The sequence below is a fragment of the Rhizobium sp. ZPR4 genome, assembly GCF_040215725.1.
Classification (GTDB): Bacteria; Pseudomonadota; Alphaproteobacteria; order Rhizobiales; family Rhizobiaceae; genus Rhizobium; species Rhizobium rhizogenes_D.
Genome location: NZ_CP157967.1, coordinates 2,658,803 through 2,676,360, shown reverse-complemented (window position 1 = coordinate 2,676,360; position 17,558 = coordinate 2,658,803). Strand labels below are relative to the sequence as shown.

Here is a 17,558-nt window from a genome sequence, read left to right as displayed (position 1 = left end):
CTTCACCATCACAAGGACGGAGGACCATCCATATGATCGACGCCCGCAAGCTTCTTGACCAATTCCTGGGATCGCAGGTTCCGGGGGTGCAAGGAACCGTGAAAGACAGGGCCACCCAGGCCATCAATCTCGCCAGGGACAATCCGATGGCGACCAGCGCGATTGCCGGCGTGCTGCTCGGTACGAAGACCGGGCGTCAGGTCGCCGGCAATGCGCTGGCGCTCGGCGGCCTCGCCGCCATCGCAGGCCTCGGCTATCAGGCCTACAAGAATTATCGCGATGGCAATCAGCCGCAGCCGGCGCCGCAATCCACCCCACAGGCCGAGCCGCAGTTCCTGCCGCCGCCGACGGATTCCGGCTTCAGCACGGCGCCGGCAGTTGCCAGCAATGATTTTACGCTTTCCCTGGTGCGGGCCATGATCGCGGCCGCTCGCGCCGACGGCCATATCGATGATACGGAACGTCAGCGCATTCTCGGCAAGGTGCAGGAGGCCGGCGTCGGATCGGAGGCGGAAGGTTTCTTCCAGCGCGAACTTGCCAATCCCGTCGATCTCGATGCCATCGTCGCCTCGGCAAAGACCGAGGAGCAACGCGTGCAGATCTACACCGCGTCGCGGCTGGCGATCGAACCGGATTCGCGCGCCGAGCGCGGTTATCTCGATTTGCTGGCCGGACGGCTCGGTCTGGCCGACGCTCTGGTCGATCATATCGAAGCGACGGTTGCGGGCGCCAAAGTTCAGCTGTGACGCGTGTGACGATAGGGCCGGTTGCCTTTCCTTGGCAGCTGGCCTAAGCATGTCGCGCAAAAGTGCGCAGCGGTTTTGCGACAATGACATTGCGTAAAATCAAGAGCTTAAGGCGCAAGGAGCGGATCTGAAGGATCCCGACGCGCGTTAAGCCTTCGCCGGAACTCGTGTCGGGGCGTCAGGGATGGCTACATTGATGGATAAAAAAAGCGAAACCCGCTCGGCGGCAATCGCGGCCGGTATTATCTTGCTGGTCGCAACCGCCGTGCTCTACCTGATGCCGAACGTCATCGTCTGGCTCGGAAATATCTCGCCATGGCTCGGCACCGGTTTCGGCGTGCTTGTCATCCTGGCCTTCTTCTTCGTGTTCTGGCTGCGCGCCCGCTATCAAAGGCGTAAGGGGCAGTAGGCTCCAGCACGGGGCCGATCGTCTCGTTGCTACTTTGTCTAGTTTTGCAGCGAGGCGCCGAGCAGGATGATGCCCGTGCAAATGACAAGCAGTGCGCCGAGGATCTCGATGCTGTTGCCTACCCAAACCGAAAGTCTGGAGCCCTTGCCGGTGAAACGGACGGCAGTGCCTTTTGCGAAGACTGCAATGGTGGCAAGCAGCGACACGGTCAGTGCCGTGCCGATCGACATGGCGAGGACCGATAACAGGCCGCCAAGATAGAGCCCGTTCAGCATCGAAAAAGTCATGACAAGCAATGCGCCCGAGCACGGACGCAATCCGACCGCGGCAATGGCAGACCAGGCCTCGCGAGCGCTGAACTTTTCGTTCGACAGCATCTTCGGATCGGGAAGATGGGCGTGGCCGCAAGCCTCGCAGTAGGCGCCGTCGCCGGTCGCATGGGCGGGATCGTAGCATTGATAGCCGCCGGCAGCGGGTATCGCGGCGCTGCTGCGCGCAAAACTTCTCGCTGAATCTGTGCCCGTCGCTGCCCCCTCGAACAGCGAGAGGCTGATTGGCCCCGCCGATGTCGCGAGCTGCATTTCCTGACGTTGCGCCCGGCCTTGCATCATCGCCCGCAGCTTGCGGAACAAAAGCCAGCTGCCGAACAGGATGACCATGACGAAGCTCGTGATCTCCATGGCATTGGTGGCCATCGTCATGGTGATGCCAGAGCCGCGCAGAATGAAATAGGCGACACCGACGACGAGAACGGCAACCAGCCCCTGAATGAGTGCGGAGACGAACGAGATGCCGATGCCGCGCTTCAGCTCGATCTCGTTGGCGACCATGTAGGAGGAAATGACGGCCTTGCCGTGGCCGGGGCCGGCGGCATGGAAAATGCCATAGGCGAAAGAAAGGCCGATCAGAGTCCAGAGCTGCCAGGGGTCCTGGCGCATGGCTTCGATGGATTTGGTGAGCGCGCGATAGAAGGCCTGCTGTTCGTAGTTTACATAGAGGAAGATCGGTGCGAGCGGCCCGCCCATCGGCTGGAAGCTCGGCTCCGCCGTGCCGATGCCAAGTGGCGAGCCGGCAGCATGGGCAAGACCGGCTGCCGCCAGAAGGGCGATAGCTGCAGCCGGCACGAGCTTCCTCATTCCCGAAATCAGCATTGGACATCTATCCGCGTTGCGAAGAGTTTCGACATGGTCGTCCCCGTCGGATCGTTGAAGAAGGCATCCGTCAATGTCGACCTGTTCTCGGCGATGACCTCATCCGGATTGGGCCGGACGACCTTCTGTGTACAGCTTTTGAAGGCGTCGCCCTCGGTCACCAGCTCGTTGTCGCTCGGGAAATCGATCGAGGTGTAGAGCGTCGGGTCGTAGATGCCGAAGCTCAGCTTGTTGCCCTTGGCAAGCGGCATCGGCTCGGCCGGCTTGACGGCGAAGAACATCAGGAGCTGGCCATCGCGAAAGTCGACATTGATGACGTCGGGCTTCTCGACCTTGATGGTTTTGCCATTGAGCGTCAGGTTCGCATAATAGTCGTAATCGGCCAGCGACTCGCGCACGGTCTTGCCGACTTCCTTCAGCTCATCAGGATCGAGCTTCAGATTGGTGTTCTTGTCGAAATCCATGAGCACCGAGGAGGAGAAGACCTCATCGAACCGCCAGACGTTGCGCAGTTCCTGCACATTGCCATCCGGGCCGGCCAGTACCTCCAGGCGGGCTTCCACGAAAATATGCGGATGCGCGGATGCCACGGCCGGCACGAGCAACAGGCCGCCGGTCAGGGCAACAGCATGGGCGATCGTGGATTTTCTCATGCGTCCGATGTGTTTCGTGAGCATTGATTCACTTCGTTTTCTGGTCAGGAAATGAGACGGAATTGGGACCGGTCGGTCAACCTCGGGCATTCACCCGTTCTTGCGGAACCAGTTGTGCAGGTAGTCCACAAAGATACGCACCTTTGCGGGGAGATAGCGCCGGTGCGGATAAACGGCATAGATGCCGCGGTCGGTCGGCAGGTAGTCGTTGAACAGTGTCAGCAGCAGCCCGCTTTCGATTGCCTTGCGGCCGATGAAATCCGGGACGATGGCAACGCCGAGATCTGCGAGTGCTGCGCGAAGCGTCGCATGCGGGCTGTTGACCTCGAGCGTGCCGTTGATCGCGACGTTGAAGGTCGTGCTGTCGGCATCGACGAAACGAATATTGCCTTGCGAGCGGGTGTTGGTGTCGATGATGAAGGGCACTTGCGCCAGATCTGTCGGATGCTCCAGCGTCGGATAGCGCTCGAGGAACGTCGGGGTTGCGCAGAGATGGATGCGGAAGTCGGAGATCTTGCGGGCGATCATGCCGGAATCCTCGAGCTTGGTAATGCGCACGGCGACATCGAAGCCTTCCTCGATCAGATCCACGAAACGGTCGTCGGCGGAGATTTCCAGCGCGAGATCGGGGTTCTCTCTAGCGAAGTCGATCAGCGACTGCCCGACATCGGCGTCGACGAAGGTGCGCGGCACCGAAACGCGCAGCCGACCCTTCAGCTGCTGGTTGTTCTCGCGCACGAGGTCGGCAAGGTTGTCGATCTCCTTCAGGATGTCGGAGGCGGTGCGATAATAGGTATGGCCGGCCTCCGTCATCGAAAACTGGCGGGTCGTGCGGTTGAGCAGCAGCGCACCAAGCTCATCCTCCAGCTCGCGGACATATTTCGACAGCAGCGCCTTGGAACGGCCGGTCCTGCGCGCGGCAGCCGAAAATCCCTCGGCCTCGACCACGTCGATAAAGGCGCGAATCCGGGTCAAAGTATCCATGGCGAAGCCTCCCGCTAACTGTTTCCGGATGTTGAACAAAATGCTTTGATTTGTTCAATTATTTTTTTCGGGCATGGCTGAAAAATTTTCTTGATTATTACGGCGAATATTCCTATTTCCCGAACAGCCCAAAGTCGCACGTGCCCGTGGGTGTCCGCCGACCCTCGATTAGGTGAGGTCATCGGTAAGGTACCTGGAATTAACCCCTCCAGTCGCTATTCCGGCCAACCGGAAAATGCGAGGACATCTGAAGCAACGACGGTGCGGGCCTTTTTGTTCTCTCCCGGCTTTCCATCAGCCGGGGTTACTGAAGAGGCACACCTTCATTGCCGGAAGTGCGGTTGGGATCTTCCCTCCAATCCATGGCAGACAAAGCGAATTAGCGCCGCTTGCGGCACTGGTTCATTATCCGCGCTTCGCGCATTTGTACGGTACCGGGGTCTCCACCGGCTGGTTCCTAAGCGAATGAGCGTTGCCCTTTGTCCTCTGGGTTTTCCCCGGAGCCTTTGGAATTGAAAGGGAATTGACATGACCACGCAACGTATTCGCGATTTCCTCGCTACCCGACGTCCGGACGGTCCTTGCCTGGTGGTCGATCTCGACGTCGTCCGCGACAATTTTCACGCCTTCCGTCATGCCATGCCGGACAGCGCCATCTATTATGCTGTCAAGGCCAACCCGGCTCCGGAAGTGCTGCGCCTGCTCGCAAGCCTCGGTTCCAACTTCGATTGCGCGTCCGTCGCTGAAATCGAAATGGCGCTCGATGCCGGCGCGACCGCTGCCCGCATCTCCTTCGGCAACACCATCAAGAAGGAGCGCGATATCGCCCGTGCGCATGCACTCGGTATCAACCTCTTCGCCGTCGACAGCCACGAGGAAGTCGAAAAGATCTCCCGTGCCGCTCCGGGCGCCCGTGTGTTCTGCCGCGTCCTGACGGATGGCGAAGGTGCCGAATGGCCGCTGTCGCGCAAGTTCGGCTGCGTTCCGCAGATGGCCGTCGACGTTCTCGTCTACGCTCACCAGCTGGGTCTGGAATCCTACGGCGTGTCTTTCCACGTCGGCTCGCAGATGACCAAGGTCGATGCCTGGGACGATGCGCTTGCCGATGCCAAGCGCGTCTTCGTTTCGCTCGCCAAGCAGGGCATTCACCTGCAGATGGTCAACATGGGCGGCGGTTTCCCGACCAAGTACCTGCGCGACGTTCCGTCGGCCGAAGCCTATGGCAAGGCGATCTTTGCGTCTCTGCGTGCCCATTTCGGCAACCAGATTCCGCACACGATCATCGAGCCGGGCCGCGGCATGGTCGGCAATGCCGGTGTGATCAAGGCTGAAGTCGTCCTGATTTCCAAGAAGTCGGACAACGATGCCGCTCGCTGGGTGTTCCTCGACATCGGCAAGTTCGGCGGTCTCGCCGAGACCATGGACGAGGCGATCCGTTACCCGATCCGCACCACGCGCGACGGCGACGAGATGGAGCCCTGCGTCATTGCCGGCCCGACCTGCGATTCGGCCGACGTGCTCTATGAGAAGAACCTCTATCCGCTGCCGGTGTCGCTCACCATCGGCGACGAGGTCCTGATCGAAGGCACCGGCGCCTACACCACGACCTACTCGGCTGTGGCGTTCAATGGTTTCGACCCGCTGAAGGCCTACATCATCTAAGGTCCGGTCTGGATCTGAAGTTCGACAAAGCTGCCCCCGTAGCCAGCCGGGGCGGCACCCTCACAATAGTTTGTCACCACCGCTGATAACGGTATTGGGCACGGGAGGCCGAGATGGCCGCTGTTCTTGATTCTGTCCGCGCATTCTTTGCGCCGTCCACATTCACTCTCGACCTGGAAAATGCAGGCGATGTCGTTGCGCGCGAAAACCTGCTGGATCGCGCCATGGGTCCCGACCGCCGCAAGAAGTCGTCCGAAAAGCTGCGCCAGGGCCGTGTGCCGGCCGACGGCCTGGCGCTGGTCGCGCGCGATCGCGCCGGCCATGTCATCGGCACCGTTCGCCTCTGGAACGTCGAAGCCGGCGTCGATCGCGAGACGCGCCCGGTCGAGGCATTGCTGCTCGGTCCGCTGGCGATCGATCCTGCCTATGAAGGCAAGGGCATCGGCTCGGCGCTGATGCGCGCTGCCATCATGGAAGCTAAGAAGCGCGGCCATGGCGCGATCCTGCTCGTCGGCGATGCGCCCTATTACGAGCGCTTTGGCTTCTTTGCTTCCAAGGCACGCCATCTCATCATGCCGGGTCCGTTCCAGCGTGATCGTTTCCTCGCGCTCGAGCTGAAGGACGGCTGGCTTGATGGTGCTGTCGGCATCATCGTTGCCAGCGGCCGTAAGCTTGCCCAGCCGCCGATAGCAAAGGTCGCGTAAAGCGCGAGAACAGTCCTGAAGTATCAAAAGGCCTTCGCCCATTCGGGCGGAGGCCTTTTTATTTGGCTGCCTTCACGTTGTCCTTGGCTGGATCGTAGCCATCCGTCAGCGTTTTCAGGAAGGCGACGACGTCGGCGATCTCGGCATCGTTCAGGGCAGGGGCATCGCCGAGCTTGCGATTCATCGGTACGTCGATGACATCGATATTGGCCTGATACTGTGCCGGCAGGTCATCGTATTTCAGCACCTTGCCGCTTGCATCCTTCGGATAGACCTCCTCGGGATTGGTGTCGCGCTTGACGTAGAAGCGGGTGACATCCTCAAGGGTCCGGTAGACGCCATTATGGAAGAAGACGTGGCGGGTGGCGACATTGCGCAGCGTCGGCGTTTTGAACAGCCCGCAATTCTGCTGTTGGGCGGAATAGGTATCGTTGCGCAGCGGGCCGCAAATGCCGGTATCGTAATAATGGGCATCGGCATTGGCCGGAATGGCCGGGTTGCGCGGCGCGCCGAGGGCTTCGAATTCGAAATCGGTGAAGTTCGGCATCTGCCCGTCGCCGGTCATCTTGTCGAGATGGCACGAGGCGCAATTGCCCTTGTTCGCATCGTCGAACAGCTTCAAGCCCCTCGCTTCCGCATCCGTCAGGACCGCCTTGCCGCGCAGGTAGTAGTCATACTTGCTCGTATAGGGATGGAAGGAGAACTCCTCGATCTGGTAGCGGGCGAGCGCGAAACCGATCTCGGAAATCATCATGTCCTGATCGTTGGCGACGTTGTCGCCGAAGAGCGCGGAAATTTCCTTGCCGTAGCCCTTCTTCAATTTGGCATAGACGGTCGCAGCATCGGCATTCGCCATTTCGAAAGGCGAGATCATCGGCTGCAGGGCCTGTTCTTCCAGCGAATCGACGCGTCCATCCCAGAACATGCCGCCTTGCGGCACGAGGTTTGCCGCAGCGGCCGCATCGGCCTTGACGACGGCCTGCGCCGTCAGCGGACCAGCAACGGTAGCGGGAGCATTGGCCAACGCCACGCCCGATGCCTCGGTCATCGGCGAGGCTTCCGCCGCCTCGTCGGCGGGGCTTTCTTCTCCGATGGAGAAGGACGGCGTCGACATCTTGTAGGCGAGGCTCGGAACCGCGCGGATGCCGGGCTGGTCGAGATGTGGCCCACCGAGCTGGACGGCGAGGCCGTTGGCGGGTGCATAGTGGTTGGCCGGATCGTGGCAAGTGGCGCAGGACATCTGGCCGCCGCCGGAAAGCGAAGGGTCGAAAAACAGCTTCTTGCCAAGCTGGGCCATGGCACTTAGCGGGGCTTGATCGTCATAGCCATCCGTCGCCGAAGCATCGGTGGCCGGTTCGCTTGCCATGCCGACAGCCGCACCCGCGAGCGAGAGGCCCGCGAGTGCGAGGAGCGGCAGGAGACGGCGGTAGGTCAGGGGCATTTCCGTCTCCCTTGTGATGTTAGGATGCCTGATTGCCGGTCTTCGAATCGAGGATCAGCTTCGGCGCGTCACCCTTGGACCAGTCGAACATGTTGTTCAGCGAGCCCGAAAGCACATCGAAGGAGCCGCCGCCAAGGCGGGCACCGGCCATCCAGTTGTCCTCGATGAAACGCATGACGGAGGTCTGGTCGGTGAGCGTATGGTCGACGAAGTTGACCTTGGCGTAGGGCGAGATGACGAGCAGCGGCTGGCGCGTGCCATAGCCGCAACGTCCCTGTGCCGGCTGGCCGTTGACGCCCGGCAGCGCCGTGCCGGTCGAGCAGCTGTCGCCGCTCAGCACGTCGTAGCCCTTGACCGGAAGTTTCGATGGATTGACGACCGCATGGGCATGGTCATACCAGCCGTCGGAGTCGTCGTAGAGGAGGATGACGGCGGTATCCTTCCAATCCGACGAATTCTGCACGGTGTTGACCACCTGCGTCACGAATTCCTGCTCGTCGAGCGGATCGGAATAGCCGGCATGGCCGTCCTGATAGGCCGGTGCCTTGAGGAAGCTGACCGTCGGCATGTTGCCGTTCTTCAGCGCCGCATAGAAGTCGGTCATGTCATACTGGTGATTGGCCGCATCCGTGGTGCCGATCGCCGCCACGGAAGACGGGCGTGCGTGCGTCGGATTGGCGGTCGAGGCGTAGTATTGGAACGGCTGGTGATGCGGGATGTAGTCGGCGCTGTTGACCTTGGTCACGGTCGAGGTGGTTGCGCGCTTGCAGGCCGTCGTGCCGTCCGGATTGGTCTGGGTCAGATCGAAGCCACCTTCGAAGAAGCCCCAGGTGATCTTGCGCTCGTTCAGCATGTCGCCGATGTTCTTGCCGTACATCAGGGCCGTCTGGCCGACCGAGCAGGCGTCGCCCGTCGGATCGAAGTCGCTGATCGCGGTCCAGCCGCCATTGCCGTCGGGCACGATGCGACCCTTGGAATAGGTGCCGTCGCTTTCCAGCGTGTAACCGGGCGGCAGGATGACGCCGTTGGTCTGGCCGGAGATCAGGTTCAGCGCGCCAGGGGTCGAGGGGCCGAAATTGGTGGAGAAGGAATTGTCGCTCAGCGCGTAGTGCTGAGCGTAGTTCCAATAGGCCGTGACGGTGTTGCCGTCATAATAGCCCATGACCTGGCCCTTCGTGCCGAAAGCACCGGCCGCACCCTTGGTGCCCTTGCCGGTATTGGCGGGGAAAAGGTCCATGGCGAAGTTGTTGTAGGCGGCCTGCTCGGCGGTATAGCCATGGTTCTGCGACTGGGTTGCTGCCTGCGTGCGGTCGAGCCGGAAGGGGGCCGCCGCATCGGCGCCGTTTGCCGTGTTGGTCTTGTTCGGATTGTTGTCGAGAAGACCGGCATTGGCGAGCGTGTTGATATCGGTCGGCGTGTTGTCGGCGGCCTTGAATGCCGGTTCGCCATCAACATTTGCGGCCTTGGGGTAGGTCGCGAAATAATGGTCGAAGGAGACGTTTTCCTGAAAGATAACGACAAGATGCTTGATGGGGGTCGCGGTATTCGGGGCCGGCGCTACATCGGCGGCACCGGCGGTGGAACAGAGCAAAACAAGACTAAGCGCGCTGCCGGTTGCAAGGGCGGCGCGACGTGAAAAACTGGTCATCGTCATATCCTCTTCGAGTGGGGGCATTGCTCCGGCGCATTTGCGCCACGCCGGGCATAGAGAACCTCTTCGAGCTATCAACGGAGTATGACAGTTCCATGAAGGGTGCGGTGAAGGGCTTCCGCTTTTGTCGAACATGGGGGCGACAAAAGGCTGATTCTGCAGTGGCGGCCGATAACCGACGGAGAGCGCCTGTCGGGAAAAGTCGCTATGCTACCTTATGTCACGGGCTAAACAGGAAAGAGAGTTCCCTCATCCGCCCCTGTGATTCGAGGCGGCCTCTGTCACCTAAAGACGAAGACTAAATATTCTGATCCATCGTCTCGGCCGGTATCTCGTCGGCGCGGTGGATGCGGACGACTACGGCGGGCACGCCGGCGACGGTGCAATGTGGGGGAACGGGCTTCACAACGACGCTGCCGGCGGCAACCTTACTGAAGGCACCGACCTCGATATTGCCGAGGATCTTGGCGCCGGCGCCGATCATCACGCCGTGGCGGATCTTCGGGTGACGATCGCCGCTTTCCTTGCCGGTACCGCCGAGCGTGACATTCTGCAGGATGGAGACCTCATCCTCGATGACGGCAGTTTCGCCGATGACGATGCCGGAGCCGTGATCGAGCATGATCGAGGTGCCGATCTTCGCCGCCGGATGGATATCCGGGCCGAAGACGAGCGAGACGAGGTTGGAAAGCCAGCTGGCGATTTCCCTGCGGCCTTCGGTCCAGAGCGCATGGGCGATGCGGTGCGTCTGCAGGGCATGGAAACCCTTCAGGTTCAGAAGCGCATGCAGATAGGTGGTGCAGGCGGGGTCGCGGGTTCGCACGGCAACGAGATCCGCTTCGGTCGCCCGCAGGATAGCAGGATATCGCGCCAGCACGTCTGACAGTAGCGAGAGCATGTTGCCATGCTCGATCCTGACGACGCAAAGCCGGGCGGCCAGTATATTGGCAAGGCTTTCGGCATCGGAGCTTCCGGCAAGCAATTGCGCCTTTAGCAGCGGGGCGAGCGTCAGCTCGCGCGTCGCCAGCTCGGCGGCTTCGCAACGGATCACATCCCAGACATTTTCGGCTGGGGCAGCAGAATTTCCGGCAACGGCCGATCCTGACTGAGACATGATCCTGTCTTTCTATTTAACCGGAGACATCGACGACGCCGCAATCGCCGGCTTCGGAGGCGAAGGCGAGCAGTTTGCCGGACTTGCTCCAGCTCATCGATGTGATCGCACCCTTGCCGGGTCGGCGCAAGAGCGCTTCCTTGGCATCGCCGAGGCGCACCGCAAGGATCATGCCGTCGATGAAGCCTATGGCGAGGATATCCTCGGCGGGATGGAATTTTACCGAGGTCGCCATGATGTTGGCGCGCGTGCCAAGTTCGAGCGGGGCCTTGCCCATCGGGCCGTCCTTGCCCTGGAAGGGCCAGACGATCGCGGCCGGCGCACCAGAAGAGGCAAGCCATTTGCCCTTATTGGACCAGGAAAGCGACTTCACCTTGGCGGGATAGCCGGTCATGCGCATGTGTCGGGCTTCCGCGCCCGGCTTGGTATCCATCTTCCAGCCGTGCAGGGCATTTTCCTGCATGGTGGTAACGACGAACTGGCCGTCCGGCGAGAAAGTGACGCTGGTATGGGCGCCCTTCCATTCGAGATTGATCGGCGGGGCGCTCATGCCGACCCAATGCAGCGACACGCCATTATAACGGGCAACCGCAACGCGCAGGCCCTTGGGCGCGAAGGCGATGCCTTCGACGGTGCGCTCCTCGGCAAATTCTTTCGTCGTGCCGTCGGCGAGGCGCACGAAGGTGCTCTTGCCATAGGAATAGGCGACAGCTCCCTGCGGACCGGCGGCAAGCTGGCTGATCCATTTGCGTGGCGCTTCGGCAAGCACCGTCGTGCTGCCGTCGGATGCGATCCGCAGCACCTTGCCGTCTTCGCCGCCCGAAATCAGGCTCTCGCTGTGGGGATCGCGGATGCACGTCAGCATCCCATGATGGGCTTCGGTGACCTTATCGCCGCCTTCGAGGCGGTGGATCGCACCGGCGGCGCTGGCGAAGAAGGGGGTGTCACCTAAAAATTCGACGGCCAGAACGTGGCCGTCGATATCAAGCGGAGCGACAGTCGGCATCAGGCGGACGCCTCGCACGCCTTGAAGCTGGCTTCCAGCTTTTCGCGGTCGAGCTCGCGGCCGATGAAGACGAGGCGGCTCTCATGCTTTTCGCCATCCTTCCAGGGGCGCTGATGATCGCCTTCGATGATCATGTGCACGCCCTGGACGACGTAGCGCTCCGGATCGTCCTTGAAGGCGATGATGCCCTTGAGGCGCAGGATGTTCGGCCCTTGCGTCTGCGTAACCTTCTGGACCCAAGGAAAGAAGCGCTCCGGGTTCATCTCGCCGCCCCGCAGCGAAACCGACTGTACGGTGACGTCATGGATCGGCGACGGGGCGTGGTGGTGATGGTCGTGACCGTGGTCATGATCATGGTGGTGATGATGATCGTGGTCGTGGTCATGATGGTGGTGATCATGGCCGTGATGGTCGTGATCGCAATCCGGACCGCAGACATGATCGTCATGGCCCTGGTCGAGGAAATGCGGATCGTTTTCGAGCGCGCGTTCCAGATTGAAGGCGCCCTGGTTCAGCACGCGGGCGAGCTCAACGCCGGAGCGGGTCGTCTTGTAGACGCGGGCTGCCGGGTTGATGGCGCGAACGACGTCCTCGATCTGGGCCAGCTCTTTCGGAGAAACGAGATCGGATTTGTTGATGACGACGACGTCGGCAAAAGCGATCTGGTCTTCGGCCTCGCGGCTGTCCTTCAGGCGCAGCGGCAGATGCTTGGCGTCGACCAGTGCGACGACGGCATCGAGTTCGGTCTTGGCGCGGACATCGTCGTCCATGAAGAAGGTCTGGGCGACCGGAACCGGATCGGCAAGGCCTGTCGTTTCAACGATGATGCCGTCAAAGCGGCCGGGGCGGCGCATCAGGCCTTCGACGACGCGGATCAGGTCGCCGCGAACGGTGCAGCAGACGCAGCCATTGTTCATTTCGTAGATTTCTTCGTCGGATTCGACGATGAGGTCGTTGTCGATGCCGATCTCGCCGAACTCGTTGACGATGACGGCGTATTTCTTGCCGTGGTTTTCAGAGAGGATGCGGTTCAGCAGCGTCGTCTTGCCGGCGCCGAGATAGCCGGTGAGAACGGTGACGGGAACGGGCTTTTGCGTGGCTGTTTCGGTCATGGGAGCCTCGAAATATGGAAGGTTGCCCCGGGGAGCAGACATTGGTCGGGTTTCATATAAGGAGTTGGAGACGCCAGTTCAAAGGCTTTTATATGTTATAAGATCACATTGGGTTGCGGAGAGGGGGTTTGGCCGCACGGTCACGACAGCGTCGACATATCGAAGCTGTCGACATCCTCCAGCAGCTCGACAAGCCCCTTGACCGCATGCGCGATGAGCAGCTCGCCCTTTTCAGCCGTCGCCGCGCCGGCATTGCCGGCGACGCCTTGAGTGCTTAGATCGGACATCTTCCAGCCGAAGGCGTGAGGGCCGTAGGCGCGCAGGTGCTTGAAGCCCCTGATGAACTCCGATTGCCGGGATGGGAAGTTTTCCGCCTTCGACATGTCGACCTTTTCAGGATGCAGGGCGAGCATCACCGATGTCTCGATATCGCCGCCATGAATGTCGATGGCTTTTGCCTCTGGGGTGATCAGCCCGTCCGGCACGCCGAAGCGCGTCCAGCTGGTTGCGACCGCGAGCATGTTGAAGCGCATGCGCGCTTCCGTTACGACGATGGTCATCAGCGGAGAATTGCCGCCGTGAGCGTTCAGCATGACGAATTTACGGATGCCGAGGCCACTTAGCCGCTCAGCTATGGCAAGCCAGCGCTCGATCGCTTCCTTGAAGGTCAATGTCTTCGTGCCGGCAATATCCATATGTTCGACGGAATAGCCGACAGGCTCGACGGAAAGGAAGGTGACGGGTAGATTTGCCGGCACGGCAACCTTGAGGCGTGAGGCGATTCCCTCGGCGATGAGCGCGTCGGTTTCGAACGGCAGATGCGGGCCGTGTTGCTCATAGGCGCCAAGTGGTAGCACGGCGATCCATTTTCTTCGCTCTTCGGGTGTCAATGTTTCATCATTGTCATCGAAACATGGCAAAGGATGCGCCATCTGAGGGTGTGCCTCTTGTTTATGTCAGTAACCTGCGCAATGTCATAGCGTGATGACTTAGCGGCGAAAAGGTCAACGGAATCACGATGGGCAAAAAGAACAAGGTCGGGAAGAAAAGTAAGTCAGGTAAGAAGAAGGATCACCGTGACTACACGCTTGCCGATCTGTCGCCGGCGTTGACGCAGGCGGCGCGGTCCATGCGGACGGTGATGACGCGCAGCCTGACGGCGAGCGGCCTTTATGCCGGGCAGGACGGTGTCATTCTGGCCCTGGCGGCAAGCGATGGTCTTCCGGCCGGTACGCTGGCGCAGAAGCTCGGCGTCAAGGCGCCGACGATGACGCGCACGATCGGCCGCATGGAAGCGCAAGGCTTTGTCGAACGACGGCCGGATGCCGACGATGCCCGCCTGACCAAGGTCTATCTGACCGAAGCAGGGCGAAACAGCGTCAGCGAGATCGAAAGTTCGGCGGCGAGCTGCGATGAGCTTGCGACGCGCGGCTTCTCGGAAAAAGATATCCGCTCGCTCGTGCGTCTGCTCAAAACGATCGAGCATAATCTCCAGGCTGGCGATGATGACGAGGATGAAGACGAATTCTGAGAATCTCCGAGAATTCGTGTTGCGCGGCGTGATTAAAGCTTTTAATTAAAGATTTTAAATTCCGGAATCGTAAAACGAACGGAATACGTTACGGCTGCGTTTCACGGGGAGGGAGCGCGTGGCGCAAAAGATAAAGCTTTCTACGATTGCGGAAACGCTGGGTATTTCAACGGCAACAGTATCTCTGGCCTTACGCGATAGCCCGTTGGTGGCGGTCAATACACGCGAGAAGATCAAGGACCAGGCCCGCGCGCTGGGCTATATCTACAATCGCCGTGCGGCCAGTCTCAGGACATCGCGATCGGGCATCATCGGTGTCGTCGTTCATGACATCATGAATCCCTTCTATGGAGAAATCCTGAAGGCGATCGAAAGCGAGCTCGACCGCAGCCGCCACACCTTCATCCTTTCCAACCACTATGATTCCGTTGAGAAGCAGCGCACTTTCGTCGAGACGCTGCTGCAGCTGGGCGGCGACGGCGTCATCATGTCGCCGGCGATCGGGACGCCGCCGGAGGATTTCGAACTGGCCGAAGAAAACGGCATGCCGGCCATCCTGGTGGCACGCCAGATCGATGCGCTGGACCTGCCGACCTATCGCGGCGACGACAGCTATGGGATTTCGCTTGCGACCAACCATCTGATCAGCCTTGGCCACCGCACCATTGCGATGATCGGCGGCACGGACCAGACCTCGACGGGGCGCGACCGCTATCAGGGCTATGTCAATGCGCTGCGCAAGGCGGGCATCGAGGTCGATCCCAATCTGCGCATTCCCGGCGCGCGCTCCAAGCAGGGTGGTTTCGAGGCGGCGGTGCACTTCCTGTCGCTGCCACAGAAACCGACGGCGGCGGTCTGCTGGAACGATCTGGTCGCCATCGGTCTCATGAACGGCATTTCACGCGCTGGCCTCGTCCCCGGGCGGGATATTTCCGTCACCGGCTATGACGATCTGGAGGAGGCTGCGATCGCAACGCCGGCCCTGACGACCGTCTGGAACGGTCAGGCCGAAGTCGGAAGGCTTGCGGCGCGCGCGCTTTTGGATAGGTTGGCAGGAAGCCATGAGCCGGATGGTATCCATCTTATCAAGCCGGAAATGCGCATCCGCCAGTCCACGGCGCCCTACAAAGCTCGCTAGAGCGTTTCAGCGTTTCACTGAGCCGCTCTTCTCATTGATTTAACGCGATTCCGGACGGAAAGCCGCCGCGCACATTTCCGGAATTGTTTTCGTCGCGACGAACCGTATCTCAAGAGGAAAGATCCATGTCCGATAACCGCATCGCCGTCCTCGTTCCGGGGAAGATACACCCGCGTGTCCTCGAAAGGCTCGGAAAGCAGTTCGATATCGTTTCGGTCGAACGCGATGGCGGTCCGAAGGTCGATGTGGAAACCGCAGCTCGCATCCGCGGCGTTGCCGTTGCGGGTGGCTTCAATGCCGGGTGGATCGATGCCTTTTCGAATCTTGAATTCATCGCCAATTTCGGCGTCGGCTATGACGGCATCGACGTCAAGCATGCCGCCTCGAAGGGCATCGTCGTCACCAACACGCCTGATGTCCTGAATGACGAGGTCGCTGATACCGCAATCGCCCTGCTGCTGAACACGCTGCGGCAGTTTCCGAAGGCGGAAAGCTGGCTGCGCGAGGGGCGCTGGGCCAAGGAAGGAGCCTTCCCGCTCTCGCCCTTTTCGATGAAGGGACGCCGCATCGGTATCAACGGCCTTGGCCGCATCGGCCTGGAAATCGCGAGAAGGCTGGAGCCGTTCAAGGTAAAGATCGGCTATCACACGCGCTCGCCGCGCGACTCCTTGCCTTACGACTACTACCCGACGCTGAAGGAAATGGCGCAATCGGTGGATACGCTGATCTCCATCGTGCCGAAGACGCCCGAGACGCACAAGGTCGTCAACGCCGAGATCCTGTCTGCGCTCGGGCCGCAGGGCGTGTTCATCAATGTCGGCCGCGGCTGGTCTGTCGATGACGACGCGCTGATCGCCGCCCTGGGGAATGGAACGCTTGGTGCCGCGGGCCTCGACGTCTTCTACGACGAGCCCAATGTCCCGGCCGGCTATCTCTCGTTGCCCAACGTTTCGCTGCTGCCGCACGTGGCCTCCGCCTCCGTGCCGACGCGCGACGCCATGGCCGATCTCGTCGTCGATAACGTCATCGAGTGGTTCGCGAAGGGCCAGCCGCTCACACCAGTACCGGAAACACCGGTCAAGCCGCGCGGCTGATCAGACGGCCTTTTGCTGATAGGCATTTCCAGGAAAAGTGCGTCGCGGTTTTCCGTCCGGAATGCATTGCGACACAAGAAGATAGAGCGTTTTGCCTTTTGAAGGAAAGCTAAAACGCTCTATTGTGCGGCTGCGAGCGGTTCCTTGCTCGCAGCATAGTCGCGCACGGCATCGCCGAAGGCGGTGAAGAGCTTCAGCGACGGGGAATCCGTTTCCGCCCAATATTCCGGATGCCATTGCACGCCGACGGCAAAGGCCTTGGCGCCGATGACGGAGACGGCCTCGATCGTGCCGTCTTCGGCGAGTGCCTCCACCTGCAGTCTCGGCGCCGTATCGGCGATTGCCTGGCGATGCAGCGAGTTGACGCGCACCTCACCAGGCCCGACAACGCGCGCGATGCAGGAGCCTTCCTTGACGAAAACGCTCTGCCGGATCGAATACATCGTATCGCGATCGACATTCGGTGGCTTGCGGTGGTCCCAGATGCCGGGCTGGTCCTGGATCTCGCTGGCGAGCGTGCCGCCAAGCGCAACGTTCAGCTCCTGAATGCCGCGGCAGATGGCGAGCATCGGAATGGCGCGGTCGATGGCGCGGCGGATGAGCGGCAGCGAGGTCGCATCGCGCGCCGGGTCGAAGGGGCCGTCGCTGTCTTTTGCTTCCTTGCCGTAGAGGGACGGATGCACATTGGTCGCCGAACCGGAGACGAGCAGCCCGTCGACACGGTCCAGAATGGCGTCGGCATCATTGTCATCCTCTAGTGCGGGGACGATCAGCGTCATCAATCCCGCAGCCTTCACGGCGGCGCGCACATATTGCAACTGCACCGCATGCCAGCTCGTGCCGTCGAACTCACGGATATCGGCGGGAATGGCGACGATCGGTCTGGACATGCAAGGCTCCGGAAGCTGCAAATATTCGCTCGTTGAACCTCTGGACGATTACGATGTCGATCCGAGGGCGGATTTACGCCTTACGAACTTACGCGAATACGGCTCGGCCGGCAACGCGCAGTGGTTTTCACAAGGCTTGGTTTCGGCTCGTTACGCCGATGTACAGGAATCGCCATAATGCGGTGCGAGAGCAAACTTGAAAGACCGTGTGCGGCATGGTTAGTTCCATCGCTTGCGCTGTGACGGGGAGCGTGCCGCTTCCCAGCAATGCC

The 17,558-nt window shown here is 60.8% G+C and carries 17 protein-coding genes; 7 read left to right on the top strand and 10 right to left on the bottom strand.

Annotated elements, in window-relative coordinates; translation table 11 throughout:
- The first annotated feature begins 32 nt into the window (after positions 1–32).
- The gene (locus ABOK31_RS13110; protein ID WP_174176952.1) at positions 33–746 is read left to right on the top strand and encodes a tellurite resistance TerB family protein; all 714 of its coding nucleotides are present in this window, start codon (positions 33–35) and stop codon (positions 744–746) included.
- A 193-nt stretch (positions 747–939) separates the two neighbouring features.
- Positions 940–1,155 carry a hypothetical protein gene (locus ABOK31_RS13105; RefSeq protein WP_174176951.1) on the top strand — a complete coding sequence of 72 codons (216 nt, stop codon included), beginning with the start codon at positions 940–942 and terminating at the stop codon, positions 1,153–1,155.
- A 38-nt stretch (positions 1,156–1,193) separates the two neighbouring features.
- Here the strand turns inward: ABOK31_RS13105 and ABOK31_RS13100 are convergent, their stop codons facing one another.
- From ABOK31_RS13100 to ABOK31_RS13090, 3 genes are all read right to left on the bottom strand, one after another.
- On the bottom strand, positions 1,194–2,306 hold the full coding sequence (locus ABOK31_RS13100; RefSeq protein ID WP_349956315.1) for a nickel/cobalt transporter: 1,113 nt from the start codon (positions 2,304–2,306) through the stop codon (positions 1,194–1,196).
- On the bottom strand, positions 2,300–2,959 hold the full coding sequence (locus tag ABOK31_RS13095) for a DUF1007 family protein (RefSeq protein WP_174176949.1): 660 nt from the start codon (positions 2,957–2,959) through the stop codon (positions 2,300–2,302). Before ABOK31_RS13095 ends, ABOK31_RS13100 begins: the two co-directional genes overlap by 7 nt.
- A 90-nt stretch (positions 2,960–3,049) precedes the next feature.
- Positions 3,050–3,943 (bottom strand): LysR family transcriptional regulator, encoded by an 894-nt coding sequence (locus tag ABOK31_RS13090; RefSeq protein ID WP_349956314.1) that lies wholly within the window; start codon positions 3,941–3,943, stop codon positions 3,050–3,052.
- A 528-nt stretch (positions 3,944–4,471) separates the two neighbouring features.
- Between ABOK31_RS13090 and odc2 the strand changes: the two genes are divergently transcribed.
- Together odc2 and ABOK31_RS13080 are read left to right on the top strand one after the other, a co-directional pair.
- On the top strand, positions 4,472–5,605 hold the full coding sequence (gene odc2 / locus ABOK31_RS13085) for an ornithine/lysine decarboxylase (protein WP_112335175.1): 1,134 nt from the start codon (positions 4,472–4,474) through the stop codon (positions 5,603–5,605).
- Positions 5,606–5,718: 113 nt separating this feature from the next.
- Positions 5,719–6,309, top strand: a complete 591-nt coding sequence (locus ABOK31_RS13080; protein ID WP_349956313.1) for an N-acetyltransferase — start codon at positions 5,719–5,721, stop codon at positions 6,307–6,309.
- A 58-nt stretch (positions 6,310–6,367) separates the two neighbouring features.
- Here the strand turns inward: ABOK31_RS13080 and ABOK31_RS13075 are convergent, their stop codons facing one another.
- The 6 genes from ABOK31_RS13075 to ABOK31_RS13050 form a co-directional block, all read right to left on the bottom strand.
- The gene (locus tag ABOK31_RS13075) at positions 6,368–7,750 is read right to left on the bottom strand and encodes a cytochrome c peroxidase (RefSeq protein WP_349956312.1); all 1,383 of its coding nucleotides are present in this window, start codon (positions 7,748–7,750) and stop codon (positions 6,368–6,370) included.
- Positions 7,751–7,769: 19 nt separating this feature from the next.
- Positions 7,770–9,398, bottom strand: coding sequence for an alkaline phosphatase family protein (locus ABOK31_RS13070; RefSeq protein WP_349956311.1), 1,629 nt, complete (start codon positions 9,396–9,398; stop codon positions 7,770–7,772).
- A gap of 301 nt (positions 9,399–9,699) precedes the next feature.
- Entirely contained in the window at positions 9,700–10,515 is an 816-nt protein-coding gene (gene cysE / locus ABOK31_RS13065; protein WP_349956310.1) for a serine O-acetyltransferase, read from the bottom strand.
- Positions 10,516–10,531: 16 nt separating this feature from the next.
- On the bottom strand, positions 10,532–11,521 hold the full coding sequence (locus ABOK31_RS13060) for a WD40 repeat domain-containing protein (protein WP_349956309.1): 990 nt from the start codon (positions 11,519–11,521) through the stop codon (positions 10,532–10,534).
- Positions 11,521–12,633, bottom strand: a complete 1,113-nt coding sequence (locus tag ABOK31_RS13055; protein WP_349956308.1) for a GTP-binding protein — start codon at positions 12,631–12,633, stop codon at positions 11,521–11,523. The genes ABOK31_RS13060 and ABOK31_RS13055 overlap by 1 nt, the downstream gene beginning before the upstream one ends.
- Positions 12,634–12,773: 140 nt before the next feature.
- Positions 12,774–13,565: a creatininase family protein gene (locus ABOK31_RS13050; RefSeq protein ID WP_349956307.1), complete on the bottom strand. Its 792-nt coding sequence runs from the start codon at positions 13,563–13,565 to the stop codon at positions 12,774–12,776.
- An 86-nt stretch (positions 13,566–13,651) separates the two neighbouring features.
- Here ABOK31_RS13050 and ABOK31_RS13045 point away from each other — a divergent pair, with 86 nt between their 5' ends.
- The 3 genes from ABOK31_RS13045 to ABOK31_RS13035 all read left to right on the top strand — a co-directional run bounded on the left by ABOK31_RS13045 (position 13,652) and on the right by ABOK31_RS13035 (position 16,396).
- The gene (locus ABOK31_RS13045; RefSeq protein ID WP_174176934.1) at positions 13,652–14,164 is read left to right on the top strand and encodes a MarR family winged helix-turn-helix transcriptional regulator; all 513 of its coding nucleotides are present in this window, start codon (positions 13,652–13,654) and stop codon (positions 14,162–14,164) included.
- 118 nt (positions 14,165–14,282) lie between these two features.
- On the top strand, positions 14,283–15,302 hold the full coding sequence (locus ABOK31_RS13040; protein ID WP_174176932.1) for a substrate-binding domain-containing protein: 1,020 nt from the start codon (positions 14,283–14,285) through the stop codon (positions 15,300–15,302).
- A gap of 125 nt (positions 15,303–15,427) precedes the next feature.
- A complete protein-coding gene (locus ABOK31_RS13035; RefSeq protein ID WP_349956306.1) occupies positions 15,428–16,396 on the top strand; it encodes a 2-hydroxyacid dehydrogenase in 969 nt (322 codons plus the stop codon).
- A gap of 119 nt (positions 16,397–16,515) precedes the next feature.
- Here the strand turns inward: ABOK31_RS13035 and ABOK31_RS13030 are convergent, their stop codons facing one another.
- Positions 16,516–17,286 carry a gamma-glutamyl-gamma-aminobutyrate hydrolase family protein gene (locus ABOK31_RS13030; RefSeq protein ID WP_349956305.1) on the bottom strand — a complete coding sequence of 257 codons (771 nt, stop codon included), beginning with the start codon at positions 17,284–17,286 and terminating at the stop codon, positions 16,516–16,518.
- Positions 17,287–17,558: the final 272 nt, after the last annotated feature.